A 21,111-nucleotide genomic window follows, 5' to 3' on the forward strand; every position below is an offset into this window, starting at 1 on the left:
ATGACGGCGCTGGCGCGCCGTCGTAAACCATAGGTTCCCCATGAAATCCGCGCTCTTCTCCGCCTGGCAAACCTGGGCACTGCTGTCCGCCTGCTTCGCCGCGCTGACCGCGATCTTCGCCAAGGTCGGTGTCGAGAACATCAATCCGGATCTCGCGACCTTCATCCGCACCATCGTGGTGCTATCGGCCTTCTCGGTGCTGCTGTTCGCGACCGGGCAGTTCACCGTTCCCTCCGAAATCTCCTCGAAGACCTGGCTGTTCCTGGTGCTGTCGGGGCTTGCGACCGGCGCCTCCTGGCTCTGCTATTTCCGTGCGCTGAAGCTCGGACCGGCGACGCTGGTCGCGCCGATCGACAAGCTCAGCGTCGTGCTGGTCGCACTGTTCGCTTTCGCCTTCCTCGGCGAGCGCCCGAGCGCGCAGGGCTGGCTCGGCATCGCCATGATCGGCGCGGGCGCCGTGCTGCTCGCCGTGAAGGCGTGAGCTTGCAGCATCCCCTCTCGACGCGTTAGTCAGAGCTTCCGAGAGAAGGAAATTTTCGACCGTGCCGAATGACGCATTCTGGGCCTGGAGCATCATCGTAGCCGCGACCGCAGGCGTCATCATCCGGCCCTTTCGCCTGCCGGAGGCGATCTGGGCCGTGCTGGGCGCGGCCGCGCTGGTGTTGTTCGGCTTCCTGACCCTTCGCGAGGCGCTCGACGGCGTCGAGAAAGGTGTCGACGTCTATCTCTTCCTGATCGGCATGATGCTGATCGCCGAGCTCGCCCGGCTCGAAGGCCTGTTCGATTATCTCGCGGCCCTTGCCGTCGAGCACTCGCACGGCTCGCCGCAGCGGCTGTTCCTGCTCATCTACATCGTCGGCACGCTGGTCACGGTGCTCTTGTCGAACGACGCCACCGCGATCGTGCTGACGCCGGCCGTCTATGCCGCGACGCGCGCGGCCGGCGCAAAGCCGCTGCCTTATCTCTTCGTCTGCGCCTTCATCGCCAATGCCGCGAGCTTTGTGCTGCCGATCTCCAATCCGGCCAACCTCGTGGTGTTCGGCGCGCGCATGCCGCACCTGACCGAATGGCTGCGCCAGTTCGCCCTGCCCTCGATCGCCTCGATCGTGCTGACTTACATTGTGCTGCGCCTGACCCAGCACCGCGCGCTGAAGGAAGAGACCATCGCGCGGAAAGTACCGCATCAAAAACTCAGCCGCGGCGGCAAGCTGACCGCCATCGGGATCGTCGCGATCGGCGTCGTGCTGGTCACGGCCTCGGCGCTCGACAAGCAACTAGGCCTGCCGACCTTCATCTGCGGTGTGGTCACGGCCGCGCTCGTGCTACTGCTCAGCCGGCAATCGCCGATGCCCGTGCTGAAACACGTCTCCTGGAGCGTGCTGCCGCTGGTCGGCGGGCTCTTCGTGATGGTGGAGGCGCTGGTCAAGACCGGAGTGATCGGCCATCTCTCAGCGCTGCTGCATCAGGCCGTCAGTCAATCCGTGCCGCAGGCCGCCTGGAGCGTCGGCATCTCGACCGCGCTCGCCACCAACATCGCCAACAATCTGCCGGTCGGGCTCGTCGCGGGATCAGTGGCGGCGGCCGATCACCTGCCGGTCTCAGTCGTCAGCGCGATCCTGATCGGCGTCGACCTTGGTCCGAATTTTTCGATCACCGGATCGCTTGCGACCATTTTATGGCTGGTCGCGCTCCGCCGCGAGAAGATCGAGGTTGGGGCCTGGCCATTCCTCAAGCTCGGCCTATTGGTGACGCCGCCTGCCCTGATCGCGGCGCTCGCGGCCGCGATCAGGTAGGTCTCACGTCAGTCGTTCTCGTAGCCGTAGACCTCCGGCAGGATGAAGATCGCGGCGAGTAACCCGATCAGCGGGAAGATCGCGACGAACAGCGTCGCATTGGCCTGACCGATCGCTGCGAACAGCGACGGGAACAGGAAGATCGCCAGGAACGCCGGCAGCTTCACGAACATGTAGGCAAAGCCGCTGGCGGTGCCGCGATATTGTGGACGGGCGACCATGGTCGGGATCGTCATGCAGTTCGAGGCGTCCCAATAGTGGCCCCAGAGCATGCCGGCGGCCGCGAGCGGCAGCAGGATCTTGTTGTCGGTGTAGAGCGCAAAGGCCGCGACCAGCAGCGACACCAACACGATCGAGAAACCGGCAATCGCGATGCCGCGATGGCCAATCTTTGGCGTCAGCAGCGGGCCGACCCAGCCGGAAACGGCGGCAAAGGAGAACAGCGCCATCGTCACGAGGTTGTTGCCGAGCACCGAGGACACGCCGACCATCGCGAACAGCACCGGCAGATAGAAGGCGAAGGTGGAGAACTCGCTGGCCTGGGCAAAGCAGGCGACCCAACCATAGATCGTGGCGCGCCAGCGGATCGGATCCTTCTTGAGGTCGGCAAGGAAGGCCATCGTATTGGTCTTGGGCAGCACGACGTCTTCGTTCGGCAGCATGGCGAGATCGTCGTTGAACATCTCGCGTGCCACCTGCTTGGCTTCGCGGAAGCGGCCCTTCTGCACCAGCCACACCGCCGTCTCCGGCACGTCATGCCGCATGATCAGGATGATCAGCGCCGGCAGCGCACCGAGGCCGAGCGTCACGCGCCACAGCGTCTCGTGGTTGATGTTGACCAGCAGGAACAGCACGATGACGCCGACGGTCAGGACTTCGCCGACCGCGAACATGAACTGCCAGCGATTGCCCATGACCTCGCGCTCGCCCTTGGCCATGGATTCCATGATGTAGGTGTAGCCGGTCGAGATGTCGCTGCCGAGGGGAATGCCAAGCAGAAAGCGGATCACGATAAGCCAGCCGACGCCGGGCACGAAGGCCTGCGCCAGTGCCAGAATGATGAACAGCACCATCGTCACCAGGAACATCACGCGGCGGCCAATCTTGTCGGAGAGCCAGCCGCCGATCAGCGCGCCGATCAAGGCGCCGCCTTGCGTGCCGGCCGCGGCAAGGCCGAGCATGAGCGGATCGGGATTGTACTGCTCCTTGATGAAGATCAGCACGAAGGCGATGGAATAGAGGTCCCAGGCTTCGACCAGGATCGAGGCCATCATCAGCCAGCCGACCTTGTTGCCCTTCGGACTGTAGTTGGTGATGAGGTAGCGCACCGCGCTGTCGATCGTGGTCTGTTGTGGCACGGCCATCGTCGTCATTCCTGGTCCTCCCTTGTCCCTTGTTGCTTGTTGATCAGGCGCCGAGTAGCGGCTCGATGCTGCAATCCAGGAGGCGCGGATCGATCCCCGCTTCCATCCCCTCGAACATCGAGTCCATGAAGTCGATTAGTGCGTCACTGGCCTTCACCGCGCGATCGACGCGGCGGTTGGCGACCGCGCTGAGAATGGCGAGGTGACTGTCGATGGTGCCGGACAGATCAGCCTGCCCGGGCATGCAGCGGTGATGGATGAAGCCGATGCGGCGGTAGAGCGTGTGCAGCGGCCGCAGGGTATGCGCGAGGAACGGCTCGCCGGCCGCGTCCAGGATCAGCGCGTCGATGCGGCGGTCGATCTGGTTGAACTCGTCGATCGTGAGGCTCGCACGCCGCTCTTTCAAGAGACGCTCGATATGCAGCGCCTGGTTCCGGTGCGAAAGGCTGGCGCGATCGGCGGCGAGCCGGATGACAAAGCGCTCCATGTCGCGGCGCAAGCCGAGCAACATGCGCTCGCGCGCGAGATCGATCGGCGCGATCTGAAGGCCATGGCGCGGACGGATGATGATGAGCGTGTCGGCGGCGAGCGTATTGACCGCGTGATGCACTGGCGTGCGGCCAAAGCCGGTGAGGTGCTGAAGCTCCAGCATGGTCAGGAACTGACCGGGCTTGAGCTCGCAATTGACGAGGAGATCCTCGATCTTCTGATAGGCAAGCTGGAAGAAATTGACGCGATTGCGCCGGCCGGGCCTGCCCTCGTCGTTGGGCTGCACCACCTCAAGCGCGCGTTTGCGCCGCACCATGTAGTCCTCCCTGTCGACTAGCTTCCGCCCTTCCCGGGCCGCGTCTAATTGTGACCGTCATAAAACATGTTGTGATATATTACAAGCGGCGTTAAGAATGACCGCCACGATGGCCGTCAAAGAGCCGTTCGGAACCGACAACAACATGAGGCGCCGCAAGCCGTGGCAGCCGGGAGGATATCGCGGTGAAGATCACCTCAATCGAGACCCTGTACACGGAAGAATTCGCCAACGTCATCTGGGTGCGCGTGCACACCGATGCCGGGATCATCGGCCTCGGCGAGACCTTCTATGGCGCGGGCGCCGTGGCGGCGCAGATCCACGATACGTTTGCGGGCCGCCTCATCGGCCGCAATCCCCTGCACATCGAGGCGATCCACCGCGACATGCTCAACCTGCCGATGGCGCAATCGTCCACCGGCGTCGAGTACCGCGCGGCCTCTGCGATCGACATCGCGCTGTGGGACATTTTCGGCAAGGTCTGCGGCCAACCGGTGCATCAGATGCTCGGCGGCCTCTGCCGCGACAAGCAGCGCATCTACAACACCTGCGCCGGCACCCGCTATGTCCGCTCCACCAATATCAGCCCGGTCGCGAACTGGAATCGCGGTGACCAAGGCCAGTATGAAGACCTCGATGCCTTCATGACTCGCGCCGATGCGCTCGCCGAAAGCCTTTTGGAAGGCGGCATCTCCGCCATGAAGATCTGGCCGTTCGATCCGGCAGCGCAGGAGAACAATGGCCTTTACATCACGGCCGCACAAATGAAGCAGGCGATCGAGCCGTTCGAGAAGATCAGGAAGGCCGTCGGCGACAAGATGGAGATCATGGTCGAGCTCCATTCGCTTTGGAATCTTCCGACCGCAAAACAGATCGCGCGGGCGCTCGAGCCCTACAAGCCGACCTGGTACGAGGACCCGATCCGCATGAATTCGCCGCAGGCGCTGGCCGAATATGCCCGCTCGACCGACGTCTGGGTCTGCGCCAGTGAGACGCTGGGCTCGCGCTTCCCCTACAAGGACATGCTGGACCGCGACGCCATGCATGTTGTGATGGCCGATTTGTGCTGGACCGGCGGCCTCACCGAAGGCCGCAAGATCGCGGCCATGGCCGAGACCTACCACCGTCCCTTTGCGCCGCATGATTGCATCGGACCGGTCGGCTTCATCGCCGCCATCCACATGTCGTTCAGCCAGCCCAACACCCTGATCCAGGAATCCGTGCGCGCTTTCTACAGGGGCTGGTACAATGAACTCGTCACCACCATGCCCGTGATCAAGGACGGCTATGTCTATCCGATGGAAGGTCCCGGGCTCGGCGTCGATCTGCTCCCTGCGGTGTATAACCGCAGCGATCTCACCGTGCGCCGCACCAACGCATAAGGACCCGACATGAGCACCGCCCTGTTCGATCTTTCCGGCCGCACCGCGCTCGTGACCGGCTCCTCGCGCGGCCTCGGCCGCGCCATCGCCGAAGGCATGGCAAAGGCCGGCGCGAAACTGATCATCAACGGCGTCGATCCCAAGGGCGTCGACAAGGCCGTGTCAGAGTTTCGCAGCGCGGGCCTTGAGGCCGAGGGCGTACCGTTCAACGTCACCGACGAGCCCGCAGTCGTCGCCGCCTTCGAGCATTTCGATCGCGCCGGCATCGCGATCGACATCCTTGTCAACAATGCCGGCATCCAGCGCCGCAAGCCGCTGGAAGAGTTCACCACCGAGGAGTGGCGCCTGGTGATCGAGACCAACCTCACCAGTGCCTTCGTGATCGGCCGCGAGGCCGCCAAGCGCATGATCCCGCGCAAGCGTGGGAAGATCATCAATATCGGCTCGCTCGGCAGTGAGCTCGCGCGCCCCACCATCGCGCCCTATGTCGCCGCCAAAGCCGGCATCAAGAATTTGACCCGTTCGATGGCGGTCGAATGGGCGCAGCATGGGCTTCAGGCCAACGCGATCGGGCCCGGCTACATGCTGACCGACATGAACGAGGCGCTGATGTCCAACAAGGAGTTCAACACCTGGCTGATGGGCCGGATCCCCTCAAAGCGCTGGGGCAAGCCGGACGAGCTGGTGGGCGCGGCGATCTTCCTGGCGTCCGACGCGTCGACTTATGTGAACGGCCAGATCATCTATGTCGACGGCGGCATGCTCGCCGCGATGTGATCGCGAAACGCCAGGGGAATAGACCATGCGCGCCGTCGTCATTCACGCACCAAAAGATCTCAGGATCGACAATTTTCCGGATCCTGCGCCTGCCGCGAACGAGGTCCGCGTCAGGATCGCCAATGGCGGCATCTGCGGCTCGGACCTGCACTACTACCACCACGGCGGATTCGGCGTGGTTCGGATCCAGCAGCCGATGGCGCTGGGACACGAGATCGCGGGCGTGGTCGCGGCCGTCGGTGACGACGTCACCGGCGTGAAGCCCGGTACGCGCGTCGCGGTCAATCCGAGCAAGCCGTGTGGCCAATGCCTGCATTGCCAGGAAGGCATGCGCAACCAGTGCCTGGACATGCGCTTCCTCGGCAGCGCGATGCGCTTCCCCCACGTGCAGGGCGGCTTTCGTGAATTCATCACGGTCGACGCCGCGCAGGCCGTTCCCATCGCGGACAAACTGTCACTCGCCGAAGCCGCGGTCGCCGAACCGCTCGCCGTCTGCCTTCACGCCGGCAAGCAGGCCGGCCCCCTCCTCGGCAAACGCGTGCTGATCACCGGCTGCGGCCCGATCGGGGCCCTGATGATTCTTGTGTCACGCTTCGGCGGCGCGGCCGAGATCGTCGTCACTGATGTCGCCGACGCGCCGCTCGCCGTCGCGAAAGCGCTCGGCGCCACCCACGCCATTAATGTCGCATCGAATGCCGACGCACTCGATCCCTGGCGCGCCGGCAAGGGTGTGTTCGACACGCTGTTCGAGGCCTCAGGAAATCAGGCCGCCTTGCGCGCCGCGCTCGACCTGTTGCGGCCCGGCGCGACGCTGGTGCAGCTCGGCCTCGGCGGCGAGATGACGCTGCCGATCAACTCGATTGTCGCCAAGGAGCTGCAACTGCGCGGCACCTTCCGCTTCGATCCGGAGTTCGAGCTCGCGGTCCGACTGATGGGCGAAGGCCTGATCGACGTCAAACCGCTGATCACGGCCGTGATGCCGTTCGAGAACGCGGTCGAAGCCTTCGAACTCGCCAGCGACCGTTCGAAGTCGATGAAGGTGCAGTTGACGTTCTGACGGTCACTCCTGCGCGATCACCTGATCGAGCCAGGCGCAGTTCAGCGGCGGCACGAGCGGATCGGGCACGCGCACGCCGCGTGCCGCCGCATCCAGCCGCATGTCGCGCATGCGCTTGCGCTGCTCCTCGGGCATGTGGAGACGTTCATGGCCCCAGAGCGACGGGCCGTCAAAAGTCTCGTGCGGCTGCCAGGTGTCGGGGTCGATCACGCGCGCGCCCCAGCCATATTCGATGAAGAAGCCGGACGGCGTGTTCACGTAGAACGAGGTCATGTGGTCGTTGGTGTGGCGCCCCAGCGTGTAGGCGATGCGCCCCTCGTCCATCTGCGCGAGGTCATAGCCCTGGCCGACATCGTCGAGGCTGCCGAGCTCGACCATGAAATGATGCAGTGCCTTCCGTCCCGAGCCAACCATCGCAAAAGAGTGGTGGCGGCCGTTGACGTGGAAGAAATAGAGCCCGTAGGGTTTTAGCCCGAAATCGGAAACGTGGAAGCCGAGCACGTCGCGATAGAACGGCAGCAGCACCTCGACATTCTCGACATTCAGCACGGCGTGCCCCATGCCGAGCGCGCCGGTGCGAAAGCCCGAGATCGGCCGCCCCGGCTTGAATGGCTCGGTCGCAAGCGCCGGCTTGCAAAAGGCTTCGAGGCGATTGCCGGCGGGGTCCGCGAACGCGATCAGCTCGGTCACGTGCCGCTCATCGGCCAGCGCGCGCGATCCGCGCGTCACCTTGACGCCGTGCGCCTCCAGCCGGCCAGCGAGACGATCGAGCGCCGCGAGATCAGAAACCTCCCAGCCCATCACAGCGAGGCCGCCGTCATTGCTGCCGTCCACGATCAGGCGCTGCTTGCGGTCGTCCATGCGGAAGGCCCGCATCTTGCCACCCCGATCGACCTGCTGCATGCCGAGCAGCCCAGTCGCCATCTGGCTCCACTGCTCCAGTTGCGACGAGCCGATGCCGATATAGCCGAGCGCGGTGATTTCCATGCACGTCCTCCCGAGGGCATCGCATCCGCCGTGACACGGATTTGATACCAGCGCTGCGGGGCCCTACAGTGGCCCTCGCAGCCGCTTCGCGTTCGCAATCACGATAGCCGCGGCGTGAGACGGCACAAGGGAGGAATTTGGGAGTGTCCAAGGAGCGGACGCCGTCCGGGCGTGTCAGGCAATCCGAGGGCGTTCGTGCCTTCAAGCGGGGCCTCGACGTGCTGCGCGAGGTCAACCGTTCCGGCGGCATCCGCGCCGGCGACGTCGCCCGCGCGCTCGACCTTCCCCGCCCGACCGTGTACCGGCTGCTCGAGACGCTGGAGGAACTCGGTTATGTCGCACGCAGCGCCAGCGACGACCGCTTTCGCGTCACGCGGCATGCGCTCGGGCTCGGCGACGGCTACGATCCCGGCGTCGTGATCTGCCAGGCGGCGGCACCGTATCTCGCCGAGCTCAGCAAGACCCTGGTCTGGCCCGTCGATCTGTCCACTTACGAGAATGCGGCAATGGTGGTGCAGGAGACCACGCATTCGCGCAGCCCACTGTCGATCGACCGCGGCATGATCGGCAAGCGCCTACCGATGCTGCGGACGTCGGCCGGTCGCGCCTATCTCGCCGCCTGCCCGCCGCGCGAGCGCGAGATGATCGTCAACCATCTGCGCCGGATCGACGAGGCCGACGACCGTCCCTTCCTCGACGACAAGCGCCTTTCGCAAATGATCGCGGAGACAGCCAAGCGCGGCTACGCCATCCGCAGCGAGGGTGAGTTCAATCCAAAGACCGCCTCGATCGCGGTTCCGATCGTCAGGGACGAAGCCGTTTTCGGCTGCATCTCCATCATCTGGATCCGCTCCGCGTTGTCCCTGGACGAGGCAGTGGCGCAGTTCGCGGCGACGCTGCGCGAAACGGCAGCGGCGATCCCCGTGACGGCTTAACGCACCCGCACTGGCAGCGATGCAAGGCCACGGAGCACGTTGTTGAGCGCCAGCACCGGTGCGCCGATCTCGAAGCGCTCGACCTTCTCGATGAGGACTTCCAGCAGCGCCGTCATTTCCAGGCGCGCCAGATGGAGGCCTGCACACATATGCGTGCCGTTGCCGAAGCCAAGGTGGTCGCTCGCGCGGCGACGGACATCGAAGCTCTCGGGGTTTTGCCATTTCCGTTCGTCACGATTGGCCGACGCGTAGAGCAGCAATGCCCGGCTGCCTGCGGGAATGGTCACATCGCCAATCCCGGCATCAGCCGAGATATGCCGCGTAAAGCCCCGGATCGGCGACTCCAGGCGCAGGGCTTCGTTGATCGCATTCGGAATCAGCCCCGGGTCCCGGCGCACGAGATCCCACTGCTCTGGATGCTGCCCGAACAGCAGGATGAGGTTCGCGGTCGCAAAGATCGTGGTGTCGAGGCTTGGGCCGAGGTAATCCCGCATCAGGACCGGACAGCGCTCCGGTTCGACCTCGCCGCGATCGGCTGCCTCAAAGATGCGTTCGCCCCAGCTCCCCGGCCGCAACCTCTCGCGGATATCCGGCCCGCCGAGATAGCTACGCATCTCCCGGACCTCCGTCATCGCGGCGCAGCCGCGCGGGTTCATCGTGCCGAGCACGTTGAAGGTGGCCGATGCCCAGCGCAACATGCTGCCGCGGCCGTAATCCTCGAGTCCGACCAGCTTTGAGACGATGGTGAGCGGCAGATGCTGGGCGAGGTCCGTCACGGCGTCGAACTGTCCCCGCCCCACGAGGTCATCGACCAGCCGCCGCGCCTCGGAGCGGATCTGAGGCCCGATGTCCTCCAGCGCCCGCGGCAGCAGCGGTGCCGCGATGATCGCCCGTAGCCGATCATGCAGTGGCGCGTCGCTCGCCAGCGTCGTACCGCGCGACATCTCGTTGACCTGATCGTTGGCCGCGACTCCCTGGGCGGACGAGAACAGGGCCGCATTGCGCAAGGCGGCGCGGACATCCTCAAAACGGCTGATCGCATAAAGCCCGTTTTGCGGCAGGAAGACCGCCGCGCCGAGATCGCGCAGCGCGCGGTAATGCGGATAGGGATCGCGCAGCACCGCGTCGTCATAGAGGTCGACGTCGTAGACGGGACAACCGGTTTCGATCGTGGTCATCGCTGCCTCGCCCGCATGCCCCGGTCGCCGGTTCAGCGAACGGCGACCCACTCGCCCTTTTCGAGCTTGCCGAGCGCCAGCGCGCTCTGGTCGAGCCCGGTGTGATCGTTGGGGCCGTAATTGTAGACGCCGCGCGAGCCGGCGACGCCCTTAAGGGACTCGATCGCGGTGCGCAAGCCTTCGCGGAACTCGGCGGTGCCGGGTTCAGCGGCCTTCAACGCAGTCGGCGCCGCCTTCTCCAGCAGGATTAGCGCGTCATAGGCAGAACCTGCAAAGATGTTGCGGCTGCCGGCCCCGAACTTGGCCTCGTAGCGCTGGATGAACTCGAGTGCCGCCTTCTTCGCGGGATAGTCATCCGCAAAGGACGCCGCCCCGACGGCCGGACTGAGCGGCACGAAGATGCCGTCGCCCTGAGCGCCCGTCAGCTTGCGGAAGTCGCCGAAGGTGGCACCTAACGTGCCGTAGATCTGCCCGGTATACCCCTTCTCCCGCAATTGCAGCAGCGGAAGCGCAGCCGGCGCGCCCGAGGCCGCGATCAGCACCGCATCGGGACCGGCCGCGATGATCTTGAGGATCTGGCCCACGACGGTGGTGTCGGTCCGCGCATATTTTTCGTTGGCGACGAGCTCGATCCCGGCCTCCGCGCACATGTCGGCGGCAACCTTGCTCCAGGCATCGCCATAGGAATCGCCGAAACCGATCAGTCCTAGCTTCTTGACGCCCGTCTTCTTCATGTTGGCAAACAACGGCGTCGCCTCATGGTCGTCATTGGTCGTGGTCTTGAATATCCAGCGCCGCCGCGCGTCGACCGGGGCGACCAGCGCGTTGACGGGCGCGAGCGTGATCACGGGCAGCTTGTACTCGACCGCCGGGTCGATCGCCGCGAACGATCCGGGCGTCGTGGTCGGGCCGACCAGCAGATCGATCTTGCTCTCCTGGAACAGTTTTCGAAGGGCGGCCACGGCCGCCGTGCTATCCGAGGCTTCATCCAGGAAGAGATAGTTGACCTTCTTGCCGGCAATCTCGGTGGGGCCGAACACGGTCCCGTTGCGCTCGGCATTGCCGATCGCCGCCGCGGGCCCAGTCGCCGACAGGATGATCCCGACATTGATGTCGGCCGCGGAGGCCGGCGCTTGAAACAGAAGCGCCGCAAGACACACACCCAGCACGGATCGCAGCATTGTCGCCTCCTCCATCTGGCTGCCCGCGCGGACAGCCTGCATTTTATTGCCTTTGACTCCTCCCTAGCCAAACCCGGCCCTGCGCGCGTAGCGGTATCATTGAGCTGTCCGTCTGGCGGACAGGCCGCAATGTCATTTGAATGGAGCAGCCGGCAGGGTTCGTCCGCTGGGCGGACACTCAGCGCTGCGGCGTTGAAGGCGCGGTGCGGCTGGGGAAGAGATGACCGCCATGCAAGATAAATCCACATCACGGGACTTTGACGTCGTGATCGTCGGGCGCGGCCCGGTCGGAGCGACGCTCGCCAATCTGCTCGGCCTGTGCGGCGTGCGGACGCTGGTGCTGGAGCGCGAGGCGCGAACATATCACTTGCCGCGCGCGGTGCATTTCGATGACGAATGCATGCGCGTGTTCCAGACCATTGGCCTCGCCGACTCCATTCTGCCGCAGCTGATCCTGAGCCCGGGCATGCTGTTCAGGGATGCCGCCGGCAAGATGCTGCTGGACTGGTCGCGGCCCCTGACGCTGACGCCGATGGGCTGGAATCTCAGCTACCGCTTTCACCAACCTGACCTCGAAGACGTCCTCATCGGCGGGCTCAAGCGCTGGCCGCATGTCGAGCTACGCAACCGTTGCGACGTCTTTGCGCTCGACCAGGACGAGGCCAGTGTTCGCGTACGCTATGAGGATCTCTCCAACGGACAACTCACCGAGGTGCGCGCGGCCTATGTGATCGGCTGCGACGGCGCCCGTTCGCTGGTGCGCCGCTTCATCGGCTCCGGGATGGACGATCTCGGCTTTCACGAGCGCTGGCTGGTGATCGACGCACTGCTCAAGCGCGACCGCAGCGATCTCGGCGACTACAGCATCCAGCATTGCGACCCGGCACGGCCGGCGACCTATGTGCGCGGTACCGGCAACCGGCGCCGCTGGGAGATCACCATCCATCCGGACGAGGACAGCAATGCGGTCACGCAGCCCACAAAGGTGTGGGAGCTCTTGTCGAAATGGATCACGCCCGAGGATGCCGACCTCGAGCGCGCGGCTGTTTACACCTTCCATTCGGTGATCGCCCAGCAATGGCGCGGTGGACGGCTGCTGCTCGCCGGCGATTCCGCGCACCAGACCCCGCCCTTCCTGGGCCAGGGCATGTGCGCCGGCATTCGCGATGCCGCCAACCTTGCCTGGAAGCTCCGCGAAGTCCTGCACGAGCGCGCCGAGCCTGATCTTCTCGACACCTACCAGACCGAGCGCTACCCGCATGTCCGCGAGTTCATCGAGCTCGCCATCCGGCTCGGCGGCGTGATCAACACCAAGGCGATCGAGGCCGGTCTTGCCGCCGGCCAAGCTCGCGAGGGTGCACCTGTGAAGCTGGAGGTGAAAAAGCCCCTGCTCGGCCCCGGGCTTGCGGTCGGCGATGTTCCGCTGGCGGGACAGCTTGCGCCGCAGTTTACGCTCACCGACGGCCGGCGCAGCGACGATCGCACGGGCTACAACAATGTCCTCCTCGTCGAAGCCGCATCGCTCACAACGCCACTTCGATCCGCCCTCGCGCAAGCCGACATCCTGGTCCTGACAAGCGCAGATGCCGAAGGCGTCGGACGCTGGCTGCACGACCAGGACATCAAGGCAGCGCTCGTCCGCCCCGACCGCTACATCCGCGGCGCCGCACGAACCGATGCCGAGCTCGACGATCTCGTCGCTGCCGCCGCGGCGCCAAACCACGTGCCATCAGCGGCCTGACCATTCTCCAAACAAGGATACTCCATGAAGCTCATGTCTTTCACCGTCGACGGCCGCGCATCCTTTGGCGCCGTCAAGGATAATGGCGTCGTCGATCTCGGCGCACGCCTGCGATCGGAAGGCTGCGCGACCCTTCGGCAGTTGCTGGAGGCCGGCCGCCTTGCTGACGCAGCAAAAATCGCCGCCTCCGCGCAGTCAGACCATCCGCTCGACAAGATCGCCTTCGCCCCCGTCATTCCCGATCCCGGAAAGATCATCTGCGTCGGCCTCAACTATCGCGACCATGTTGCCGAGACCGGCCGCACGGTGACGGAGAAGCCGGCGCTGTTCGCCCGCTTCGCCTGTAGCCAGGTCGGACATGGACAGCCGATCGTGAAGCCCAAGGTAAGCGATGATTTCGACTATGAAGGCGAGCTTGCGCTCGTGATCGGCAAGGCAGGCCGGCACATCCCGGCAAGTCGCGCACTCGATCATATCGCGGGCTTTGCCTGCTACAATGAAGGCAGCGTCCGCGACTGGCAGCGCCACACCAGCCAGTTCCTGTCCGGCAAGACGTTTGCCGAGAGCGGCAGCTTTGGGCCGTGGCTCGTGACGACAGACGAGATTCCCGATCCGTCAAAGCTGACATTGCAGACGCGGCTGAACGGCAAAGTCGTGCAGGACACGACGACGGACCTTCTGATCACCGCGATCCCCGAACTGATCGCCTACATCTCGACGATCTGCCCGCTTCAACCCGGCGACGTCATCGTCACGGGCACGCCCGGCGGCGTCGGCATGAAACGCACGCCACCGCTTTGGATGAAGCCCGGCGACACCGTCGAGGTCGAGATCTCCGGCATCGGCGTCCTCCGCAACAAGGTCATCGCGGAACCCGCGTAACCACCACGCCTCGCGAACAACCATAACATTCAGGAAACGACATGGGCCTCCATCGCACCACTTCCGCTGCCGCGTTGCTACTCACTCTCATTCTCGCCGGCCATGCGCAGGCCGAGATCAAGGGCGACGCCATCCGCATCGGCGTCCTCACCGACATGAACGGCATCTTTGCAACCGCAATGGGACCGGGCTCCGTCGAGGCGGCACGGATGGCGGCTGAAGAATTCGGCGGCAAGGTCAACGGCAAGCCGATCGAGATCTTGCAGGCCGACCACCAGAACAAGCCGGATCTCGCCGCCTCGCTCGCCCGCAAATGGTTCAGCGACGGAGTGCAGGCGATCGCCGACGGCGGCAGCTCGGGTGCTGCGCTTGCCGTGCAGGAACTGGTGCGCGGCAACGGCAAGATATTCCTCGTCTCGGGCGCCGGCGCCAACCAGCTCACCGACGACGCCTGCGCGCCGACCAGCGTGCAATGGACCCAGGACGCCTACTCGACGGCCACTGCGGTGGTATCGGGGATCATGCAGACCTCTAAGGAACCCTGGTTCTTCATCACCGGCGACTACGCGTTTGGCCATTCGATCGAGGCGACCGCGCGGGCTCGCATCGCCGAGCTTGGCGGCAAGGTCGCGGGCAGCGTCAAGGCGCAGCTCGGCACGCCCGACTACAGCTCCTTCCTGCTGCAGGCGCAGTCTTCCGGCGCGAAGGTGCTGGCGCTCAACGTCGCCGGCGACAACGCCACCGCGATCAAGCAGGCCGAGGAGTTTGGCCTCGCGGCGCAGGGCATCAAGATCGTGCCGATGTCGTTCCAGAACGTCGACATCCACGCCGTCGGGCTGAAGGCGACGCGCGGCGATCTCATCGTCACCAGCTTCTTCGAGGACGTCTCGCCCGCCGCGCGCCGCTTCTCCGACGCCTTCTACGCCCGCCGCAACGCCATGCCGTCGCAGATCCAGGCCGGCGTCTACTCCGCCGTGCGTCACTATCTGCAGGCCGTAAAGGACACCGATTCCGACGACAGCGCGACCGTGATGGCGAAGATGAAGGCAACGCCGGTCTCGGACGCCTATACGCCGAACGGCAAAATCCGCGACGACCAGCGCATGGTGCACGACCTCTATCTGGTGCAGGTCAAAACCCCTCAGGAATCGAAGGGACCGTGGGACTTCGTCAAGCTCGTCGCCACGATCCCGCCCGACCAGGCGTTTCGCCCGCTCGACCGCAGCAAATGTGGTCTGGTCGGCAAATAGCTAGCGCTGCGCCTCGACGAGGATGTCGCTGACCAATCGCACGGCGCCGCGCTTCCAGGAATAGTCGGCGCCCATGCGCAAACCGCTGTCGCCGCGCGCAATAACCGCACCGGTTTTTGCATTTCGGAGCTGAAAACCGACCGTATATTCGGTCCGGCTGACGCGTCGCACCACGCCGATCAGCGATTGGTCCGCACCGAGCTTGCCGGCAATGGCCGCATCGCAGCCGCCGCAGTCGCGCAAGGCGCGGGAGCTCACGGCCTCATCGCGCGCACCGCTGACGTCGACGATGCGATACCGGCCGGATTGGCTGAGCGCATCGCGGACCGCGGATGTCGTTTCCGCGAGATAGGATGCATCGGCTGTCGCCAGGCCCGCCTGAGGTGCAGCCGTGTTGTCGTCGAGCTCGAAATCGAACACTGCAAGCGCGGCCGGCGCCGCAAGCGCGGCCAAGACCTCACGGGCGACGAAGGTTTCGGCATGGGCCCACGCCTCGTCGGTATCGCCGCGGAACGTGTAGAGCTTGTCCATCGTGAGCTTCTTGGCACCGACGTCGATCACGGCGACCTTGGCCCATTGCACCAGCGTGCTCGTCTTCTGGATGCCGCCGATGACCTTGAACGCCGCCCCGTCCTGCAACGACGGCGCCAGCCGATAGCGCGGATCGGCGGCGACGTCCCGCCGGAGCGCGGCCATGAATGCCGCGAGCCGCTTCTCGTGCGCGGCGGTCTGATTGGCAGGCTCGTTCGACGTATCGGTATAGCTGAAGTCGTCGATCACGACGCCCACGGGACCGCCGGCAGCCGCGGGGACGACGAGCATGAGCAGCACAAGAAGGGCAAGGAGCGGTCGATGCATGGGCAGCCTCGCGAATGGAAAGGCCGCGATGCTAGGCCGGATGCCGCCGGTTCCGCAGCTTTGCCCGACCCGGCAAGCGCCGGGAAAATTTCACGACATTGCCTGAAAGGACGCCGCCGGCGCTTTCCGCCTGTACCGTTCTGCCGTTAAATGCCTGATAATCAAGACCATCCGCCAGGGATGCACGCCGATGTGGAAGCGCTCGAAACCCGACCTGAAGGTGCGTCTGACGCTGCGCGTGGCGGCAATTGTGGCGCTCTGTTTCGCCGCCATCTCGGCCTATTTCCTGGTCGAGGCCGACCGCGCCGTTCAGGCGCGGACCGAAGCCGTCGCCGACCTCGCCGCCAAGTCGCTGGAACTGCAGCAGCGCAAGATCCAGTGGGTCAGCAATCCCCGCAACAGCTTTCCCGACCTCGACAATGTCGCATCCTATGTGATGGCGCCCGGCCTCTGTCTCGCCTTCCGCACCCCGAATGGCGAGACACTGCAGCGCTTCTGCGGCGGAGCGCCCGGGGGCGCCAGCGAGCCCCCGCAGGCCTTTGCCGCATTCTACCGCGCGCTGTTCGAACCCGGCCGCGAGGCGGCGCGTCCGGTGATCGCGCGCGGCGCGCGCCTCGGCGACGCCGTGGTCTGGATCGATCCGGCCGTGCTGACAGCGGAGGCCTGGCATGACGCCGGTCGCCTGATCGTGGCGCTGGCGCTCGCGCTGCCGCTGCTGTGCATCCTGGTCTACGCGGCGCTGGCGCGGGCGTTGCGGCCGACCCAACTGGTTCGCGGTGGCCTCGAACGAATCGCCGCCGGCGATCTCTCGGCCCGGCTGCCGCCCTTCGATCTCGCAGAGCTGTCCGCGATCCGCGGCGTGTTCAATCACCTCGCCGAAAGCCTCGAAGCCGCGCTTGCCGCGCGTAGCGAGCTGACGCGAAAACTGATCGCGCTGCAGGACGAGGAGCGCAGGCACCTGGCGCGCGAGCTGCACGATGAGTTCGGGCAGTCGCTCGCCGCCATCCGCGCGCTCACCGCATCGGCGCGCCAGACCGCGGCCCAGGAATGCCCTACCCTGCTGCCCGAATGCGACGGCATCGCACGGACCGCGACCGGCATGGCGGAGACGCTGCGCGGCACGCTGTTCCGGCTGCGCCCGCCCGACGTCGAGGAGCTCGGCCTGATGGCAAGCCTCGATGGCCTGGTCGCGGGGTGGAACGGCCGCAGCCGCGGACAGACCCGGTTCGAGATCGGCTTCTCCGGGACCTTCGACCACCTCGCCCCCGCCGTCAGCGCCAATCTCTATCGCATCGTGCAGGAGGCACTGACCAACGCGGCCAAGCATGCCGGTGCGTCGCGGGTCACGTTGCAGGTGACGATGGGTGACGGCGACATCGACCTCGTCGTGACCGATGACGGCCGCCCGAGCGAAACGGCCGTCAGGAGCGGCATGGGCCTGCTCGGCATGCGCGAGCGCGTCGCTGCACTGGGCGGCCGCCTGAGTTTTGAGACCAATCCCGATCGCGGAAGCACCTTGCGTGTCCTCATACCTGCCGCGGCAAACGAGCCCGCCGCGCTGGAACAGGCAGCATGAGCGAAGCAGGCTGGTCCATCCTGCTGGTCGACGATCACGCCGTGGTCCGCGAGGGCTATCGCTCGGTGCTGCAGAAGCAGCCGGGCCTGCGCGTCGTCGCCGAGGCCTCCGACGGCGCCGAGGCCTACCGGCAGTTCAAGGCGGTGAAGCCAGACCTCGTCATCATGGATCTCAGCATGCCCGGCATCGGCGGCATCGAGGCGGTCAGGCGCATCAGGCAGTGGGACAAGGCGGCAAAGATCCTGGTCTTCACCATGCACGAGAATGCGGGCTTTGCCGTGCAGGCGATCCGTGCCGGCGCGAGGGGCTATGTCACCAAGACAAGCCCGCCTGAAACGCTGGTGCGCGCCGTCATGGACGTGCTTGCCGGGAAGATCGCGATCAGCCCCGACATCGACCACGAACTGGCGCTGAGCCGGCTCGCCGGCGAATCCTCCGCCGCCGACGTGCTCACTCCGCGTGAATTCGAGGTGATGCGCCTGCTGCTTGCCGAGCGCACCACCGAGGAGATCGCCGAGACCCTGCATGTCAGCCCAAAGACGGTGGCGAACCTACATTCGCTGATCAAGGACAAGCTCGGCGTGGGCTCCGACATCGAGTTGGTGCGCCTTGCACTCCGGCAGGGACTTTTGACGGAGGTCGATCTCGGCGAAGCCTGACCGCTCAGGTCAGATAGCGCGCAAGATACTCCGGCATCGCGTAGAAGGCGCAGAGCGCCAGGCTCGACCAGACCGCCACGCTGAAATAGAGCGCCATCCAGGCGAGCTCCCCCTTCCAATGCGCGACGTCGTGGGTCACGACCCAGCGCGTGCTGACATCGCGCAACCCCTCGAGCAGGCCGAGCAGCCGGCCACCCTCGCCGTGCCCGGCACGCCAGCGACTTAAGTACATCGGCACGTCGACGGTAATGAGGAAGGCGAGATAGCAGGCGATGCCGATGATTCCTGCGACGAGGCCCCAGCGCACCGGGCCGGAGAATTCCGGCACCAGCCGGACGAGCGCGACGGCGACCAGGAAGAAGACTACCGCCCACAGCGAATTCTCGATCGCGTTGAAGAGATAGTTGGTCGTCACGACCGCGTACCAGGAGAAGCACTCCGCGATGAGGATCACGGGCACGATCACCCAGGCGATGTTGATTGCGGTATCCGCGCCGGTCATACCGCCGAGCTGATAGAGGATGATCGCCCATTGCGCGGCGAAGCAGACTTCGGCCACCGTTGCCACCGAACGTCCGACGAACACGCTCGACAGCCAGGTGTCGAACAGGCAGATGCGCTGCACGTCGGCACGCGGCAGGAACGAGCGGAACGCGCAGCCGAACACATAGGCCGCGCAAAGCAGCAGCATCAGCCCGATCCCGGACGGCGCGGAGACGTTGCCGACCGGCGCCTCGTAGAACGCGCGGTACAGCATGAACCAGACGAGAATGTTGACGTTGCTGACAAGCGTCAGCGAACCCCACCACCAGGCCAGGGGATTGGTTCGTGCCTGCCATCGCAACATGCTTCTCGCTCCGTCGTCGTCAAACCGACATTCAACGGTAGCAATTCTGTCACACAACCGAAGCGAATCGCGACAAAAAAATGCGTGAGCGGGCGATCTTCGCCCGCTGTCATAATTCATCGGCTGTCACAATTGCCGGCGGCGACTGTCACAATTAAGCGCCGAACCAATCAGCGCTTCATCCCCATCACATGGGCCGCCAGCTTGTCGAGCGTCTGGTTGCCGTATTCGACGGCGCCAAATCCGATCACCGCCTCGCGCTGTGCCGCGGTCGGGTGCAACTGCCGCAGCGTCAGCACGGTCTTGCCGTCGCTCTGGCTGTCGAACGTGACGGTGGTCCGGAACATGCCGGGATCGTCGTCCTTGTCCGAGCCGTGATCGATCTCGATCAGCCGCGGCGTCTCGATGCGGCGAAACTGCATACGGTTCGGATACAGCGTCCCGTCGGGCGCGATCATGTCGAAACGCCAGTGCCCGCCGACGCACACGTCGATCTCTTTTGTCACGATCTTGAAACCCGCCGGACCGAACCATTGCGGCAGATGTTTTGGGTCGGTCCAGGCCTCGAAGACGAGATCGCGCGGCGCGTCGATCACGCGCGACAGCACGACCTCGCGATCGAGCGACCATTGCGACAAGGCAGGGTTGGCAGAGTTCGTCATCACGCAGGACCTTTCTTTTTGCGACGGGGTGCGACCGGTTTGGCCTCCCCCTTCTCCTTCTTGAGTTTCATGACATAGGCTTCAAACCGGTCGAGCCGTGCCTCCCAGATCGCGCGCTGGTGCTGCAGCCAATCTTCGGCGCCGACCATCGCCTCCGGCCGCAGCCGGCAGGTGCGGACGCGCCCCGCCTTCTCCGATTGGACCAGGCCGCTCAGCTCGAGCACATGGATGTGCTTCATGAAGCTCGGCAGCGCCATGTCGAAGGGATTTGCGAGCTCGCCCACCGAGGCCTCGCCGTCGCACAGCCGCATCACGATCGCCCGCCGCGTCGGGTCGGCGAGCGCTGCGAAGATGCGGTCGAGCTGGGTTTCATTGTTAGCCATAAAGCTAACTATAGACGACGCACGAGGCGCCGTCAACGATAGTTATCCTGTCGGCTAAGTGATTCCGTCGCTAGATCGAGCGCGTCAGCCCGCCATCGACGCGGATATTCTGGCCGGTGATGTAGGCCGCGCCGTCAGACGCCAGGAACGCAACGGTCGCCGCGATCTCCTCGACCTTGCCGTAGCGCCCCATCGGCACGCTCGCCCGCCGCTCCTCGGTGGCCGGGAGGCTGTCGATCCAGCCCGGCAGCACGTTGTTCATGCGAATGCTGTCGGCGGCATAAGTGTCGGTGAAGATTTTTGTGAAGGCGGCCAACCCGGCACGGAAGACGGCCGAGGTCGGGAACATCGCGCTCGGCTCGAATGCCCAGGCCGTCGAGATGTTGATGATGGCGCCGGACTTTTGCGCCTGCATCACCGGCACGACGAGACGTGTCGGCCTGATGACGTTGAGCAGATAGGTGTCCATGCCGGTGTGCCACTGCTCGTCTGTGATCTCGACGATCTGCGCGCGCGGTCCATGGCCTGCGCTGTTGACGAGGACGTCGATGCGGCCCCACTTTGCGAGCGCCCGGTCGATCAGCCGCTTCAGATCGTCGTTCGACTTGTTCGAGCCGGTCACGCCGAGACCGCCGAGTTCCTGCGCCAGCGCCTCGCCCTTGCCGGAGGACGACAGGATCGCGACACGAAACCCGTCGGCGGCGAGCCTGCGCGCCGCCCCGGCCCCCATGCCGCTGCCGCCCGCCGTGACGAGCGCGACCTTTTGTTCTGCCATGGCGATTCCCCATCGTTCG

21 protein-coding genes are annotated in these 21,111 nt (G+C 65.2%); 11 read left to right on the forward strand and 10 right to left on the reverse strand.

The genetic code is table 11. From position 1 onward, the window contains the following. The first annotated feature begins 40 nt into the window (after nt 1-40). Complete coding sequence (locus C2U70_RS06625) at nt 41-481, forward strand: EamA family transporter (RefSeq protein WP_140977200.1); 441 nt, start codon at nt 41-43, stop codon at nt 479-481. A gap of 61 nt (nt 482-542) precedes the next feature. Then, a complete protein-coding gene (locus tag C2U70_RS06630) occupies nt 543-1,793 on the forward strand; it encodes an arsenic transporter (protein ID WP_140977201.1) in 1,251 nt (416 codons plus the stop codon). 8 nt (nt 1,794-1,801) lie between these two features. Here C2U70_RS06630 and C2U70_RS06635 read toward each other — a convergent pair whose 3' ends face one another. Both C2U70_RS06635 and C2U70_RS06640 read right to left on the reverse strand, forming a co-directional pair. Next, nucleotides 1,802-3,166 carry an MFS transporter gene (locus C2U70_RS06635; protein ID WP_140977202.1) on the reverse strand — a complete coding sequence of 455 codons (1,365 nt, stop codon included), beginning with the start codon at nt 3,164-3,166 and terminating at the stop codon, nt 1,802-1,804. A 34-nt stretch (nt 3,167-3,200) separates the two neighbouring features. After that, nucleotides 3,201-3,962 carry a GntR family transcriptional regulator gene (locus C2U70_RS06640; protein ID WP_140977204.1) on the reverse strand — a complete coding sequence of 254 codons (762 nt, stop codon included), beginning with the start codon at nt 3,960-3,962 and terminating at the stop codon, nt 3,201-3,203. A 185-nt stretch (nt 3,963-4,147) separates the two neighbouring features. Here C2U70_RS06640 and C2U70_RS06645 point away from each other — a divergent pair, with 185 nt between their 5' ends. The 3 genes from C2U70_RS06645 to C2U70_RS06655 are packed head-to-tail and all read left to right on the forward strand — an operon-like array spanning nt 4,148 to nt 7,178. Continuing rightward, entirely contained in the window at nt 4,148-5,344 is a 1,197-nt protein-coding gene (locus C2U70_RS06645) for a mandelate racemase/muconate lactonizing enzyme family protein (RefSeq protein ID WP_140977206.1), read from the forward strand. Between the two features lie 9 nt (nt 5,345-5,353). Further along, complete coding sequence (locus C2U70_RS06650) at nt 5,354-6,121, forward strand: SDR family oxidoreductase (protein WP_140977208.1); 768 nt, start codon at nt 5,354-5,356, stop codon at nt 6,119-6,121. Nucleotides 6,122-6,146: 25 nt separating this feature from the next. Continuing rightward, nucleotides 6,147-7,178 carry an L-idonate 5-dehydrogenase gene (locus C2U70_RS06655; RefSeq protein WP_140977210.1) on the forward strand — a complete coding sequence of 344 codons (1,032 nt, stop codon included), beginning with the start codon at nt 6,147-6,149 and terminating at the stop codon, nt 7,176-7,178. 3 nt (nt 7,179-7,181) lie between these two features. Here C2U70_RS06655 and C2U70_RS06660 read toward each other — a convergent pair whose 3' ends face one another. Beyond that, nucleotides 7,182-8,165 carry a VOC family protein gene (locus tag C2U70_RS06660; protein WP_186294098.1) on the reverse strand — a complete coding sequence of 328 codons (984 nt, stop codon included), beginning with the start codon at nt 8,163-8,165 and terminating at the stop codon, nt 7,182-7,184. Between the two features lie 143 nt (nt 8,166-8,308). On the opposite strand from C2U70_RS06660, the gene C2U70_RS06665 reads away from it, so the two are divergent. Next, nucleotides 8,309-9,100, forward strand: a complete 792-nt coding sequence (locus C2U70_RS06665) for a DNA-binding transcriptional regulator (protein WP_140977211.1) — start codon at nt 8,309-8,311, stop codon at nt 9,098-9,100. Here C2U70_RS06665 and C2U70_RS06670 read toward each other — a convergent pair. After that, nucleotides 9,097-10,221, reverse strand: a complete 1,125-nt coding sequence (locus C2U70_RS06670; protein ID WP_246666678.1) for a cytochrome P450 — start codon at nt 10,219-10,221, stop codon at nt 9,097-9,099. The two genes, C2U70_RS06665 and C2U70_RS06670, sit on opposite strands and share 4 nt — an antisense overlap. Before the next feature lie 89 nt (nt 10,222-10,310). After that, nucleotides 10,311-11,459, reverse strand: coding sequence for an ABC transporter substrate-binding protein (locus tag C2U70_RS06675; RefSeq protein WP_140977213.1), 1,149 nt, complete (start codon nt 11,457-11,459; stop codon nt 10,311-10,313). Nucleotides 11,460-11,688: 229 nt separating this feature from the next. On the opposite strand from C2U70_RS06675, the gene C2U70_RS06680 reads away from it, so the two are divergent. Genes C2U70_RS06680 through C2U70_RS06690 form a run of 3 tightly spaced genes read left to right on the forward strand, consistent with a single transcriptional unit; the run spans nt 11,689 to nt 15,332 of the window. Continuing rightward, complete coding sequence (locus tag C2U70_RS06680; protein WP_140977214.1) at nt 11,689-13,200, forward strand: bifunctional 3-(3-hydroxy-phenyl)propionate/3-hydroxycinnamic acid hydroxylase; 1,512 nt, start codon at nt 11,689-11,691, stop codon at nt 13,198-13,200. Between the two features lie 24 nt (nt 13,201-13,224). Then, entirely contained in the window at nt 13,225-14,082 is an 858-nt protein-coding gene (locus C2U70_RS06685; RefSeq protein ID WP_140977215.1) for a fumarylacetoacetate hydrolase family protein, read from the forward strand. Between the two features lie 41 nt (nt 14,083-14,123). Next, nucleotides 14,124-15,332, forward strand: coding sequence for an ABC transporter substrate-binding protein (locus C2U70_RS06690; protein ID WP_140977216.1), 1,209 nt, complete (start codon nt 14,124-14,126; stop codon nt 15,330-15,332). On the opposite strand, the gene C2U70_RS06695 is transcribed toward C2U70_RS06690, so the two are convergent. Further along, a complete protein-coding gene (locus C2U70_RS06695; protein ID WP_140977217.1) occupies nt 15,333-16,190 on the reverse strand; it encodes a DUF3280 domain-containing protein in 858 nt (285 codons plus the stop codon). Between the two features lie 190 nt (nt 16,191-16,380). Between C2U70_RS06695 and C2U70_RS06700 the strand changes: the two genes are divergently transcribed. Both C2U70_RS06700 and C2U70_RS06705 read left to right on the forward strand, forming a co-directional pair. Then, nucleotides 16,381-17,766 (forward strand): sensor histidine kinase, encoded by a 1,386-nt coding sequence (locus tag C2U70_RS06700; protein WP_140977218.1) that lies wholly within the window; start codon nt 16,381-16,383, stop codon nt 17,764-17,766. Continuing rightward, nucleotides 17,763-18,425 carry a response regulator gene (locus C2U70_RS06705; RefSeq protein ID WP_140977219.1) on the forward strand — a complete coding sequence of 221 codons (663 nt, stop codon included), beginning with the start codon at nt 17,763-17,765 and terminating at the stop codon, nt 18,423-18,425. Before C2U70_RS06700 ends, C2U70_RS06705 begins: the two co-directional genes overlap by 4 nt. A 4-nt stretch (nt 18,426-18,429) precedes the next feature. Here the strand turns inward: C2U70_RS06705 and C2U70_RS06710 are convergent, their stop codons facing one another. The 4 genes from C2U70_RS06710 to C2U70_RS06725 all read right to left on the reverse strand — a co-directional run bounded on the left by C2U70_RS06710 (nt 18,430) and on the right by C2U70_RS06725 (nt 21,092). Beyond that, nucleotides 18,430-19,272, reverse strand: coding sequence for a hypothetical protein (locus C2U70_RS06710; RefSeq protein ID WP_140977220.1), 843 nt, complete (start codon nt 19,270-19,272; stop codon nt 18,430-18,432). Nucleotides 19,273-19,442: 170 nt separating this feature from the next. Further along, nucleotides 19,443-19,934, reverse strand: coding sequence for an SRPBCC family protein (locus C2U70_RS06715; RefSeq protein WP_186294099.1), 492 nt, complete (start codon nt 19,932-19,934; stop codon nt 19,443-19,445). Then, the gene (locus tag C2U70_RS06720; RefSeq protein WP_140977222.1) at nt 19,934-20,317 is read right to left on the reverse strand and encodes an ArsR/SmtB family transcription factor; all 384 of its coding nucleotides are present in this window, start codon (nt 20,315-20,317) and stop codon (nt 19,934-19,936) included. Before C2U70_RS06720 ends, C2U70_RS06715 begins: the two co-directional genes overlap by 1 nt. Before the next feature lie 70 nt (nt 20,318-20,387). Continuing rightward, nucleotides 20,388-21,092, reverse strand: coding sequence for an SDR family oxidoreductase (locus tag C2U70_RS06725; RefSeq protein ID WP_140977223.1), 705 nt, complete (start codon nt 21,090-21,092; stop codon nt 20,388-20,390). Nucleotides 21,093-21,111 lie beyond the last annotated feature (19 nt).

The sequence above is a fragment of the Bradyrhizobium guangdongense genome, from assembly GCF_006483445.1.
Lineage (GTDB): Bacteria > Pseudomonadota > Alphaproteobacteria > Rhizobiales > Xanthobacteraceae > Bradyrhizobium > Bradyrhizobium guangdongense_A.

Bases quoted from the DNA above. Each gene is read 5' to 3' on its own strand.
- C2U70_RS06685 (WP_140977215.1), top strand. From the start codon at position 13,225: ATGAAGCTCATGTCTTTCACCGTCGACGGCCGCGCATCCTTTGGCGCC.
- C2U70_RS06695 (WP_140977217.1), bottom strand. From the start codon at position 16,190: ATGCATCGACCGCTCCTTGCCCTTCTTGTGCTGCTCATGCTCGTCGTC.
- C2U70_RS06680 (WP_140977214.1), top strand. From the start codon at position 11,689: ATGCAAGATAAATCCACATCACGGGACTTTGACGTCGTGATCGTCGGG.
- C2U70_RS06675 (WP_140977213.1), bottom strand. From the start codon at position 11,459: ATGCTGCGATCCGTGCTGGGTGTGTGTCTTGCGGCGCTTCTGTTTCAA.
- C2U70_RS06625 (WP_140977200.1), top strand. From the start codon at position 41: ATGAAATCCGCGCTCTTCTCCGCCTGGCAAACCTGGGCACTGCTGTCC.
- C2U70_RS06650 (WP_140977208.1), top strand. From the start codon at position 5,354: ATGAGCACCGCCCTGTTCGATCTTTCCGGCCGCACCGCGCTCGTGACC.
- C2U70_RS06640 (WP_140977204.1), bottom strand. From the start codon at position 3,962: ATGGTGCGGCGCAAACGCGCGCTTGAGGTGGTGCAGCCCAACGACGAG.
- C2U70_RS06700 (WP_140977218.1), top strand. From the start codon at position 16,381: ATGTGGAAGCGCTCGAAACCCGACCTGAAGGTGCGTCTGACGCTGCGC.
- C2U70_RS06715 (WP_186294099.1), bottom strand. From the start codon at position 19,934: ATGACGAACTCTGCCAACCCTGCCTTGTCGCAATGGTCGCTCGATCGC.
- C2U70_RS06725 (WP_140977223.1), bottom strand. From the start codon at position 21,092: ATGGCAGAACAAAAGGTCGCGCTCGTCACGGCGGGCGGCAGCGGCATG.
- C2U70_RS06660 (WP_186294098.1), bottom strand. From the start codon at position 8,165: ATGGAAATCACCGCGCTCGGCTATATCGGCATCGGCTCGTCGCAACTG.
- C2U70_RS06690 (WP_140977216.1), top strand. From the start codon at position 14,124: ATGGGCCTCCATCGCACCACTTCCGCTGCCGCGTTGCTACTCACTCTC.
- C2U70_RS06705 (WP_140977219.1), top strand. From the start codon at position 17,763: ATGAGCGAAGCAGGCTGGTCCATCCTGCTGGTCGACGATCACGCCGTG.
- C2U70_RS06655 (WP_140977210.1), top strand. From the start codon at position 6,147: ATGCGCGCCGTCGTCATTCACGCACCAAAAGATCTCAGGATCGACAAT.
- C2U70_RS06720 (WP_140977222.1), bottom strand. From the start codon at position 20,317: ATGGCTAACAATGAAACCCAGCTCGACCGCATCTTCGCAGCGCTCGCC.
- C2U70_RS06710 (WP_140977220.1), bottom strand. From the start codon at position 19,272: ATGTTGCGATGGCAGGCACGAACCAATCCCCTGGCCTGGTGGTGGGGT.
- C2U70_RS06635 (WP_140977202.1), bottom strand. From the start codon at position 3,166: ATGACGACGATGGCCGTGCCACAACAGACCACGATCGACAGCGCGGTG.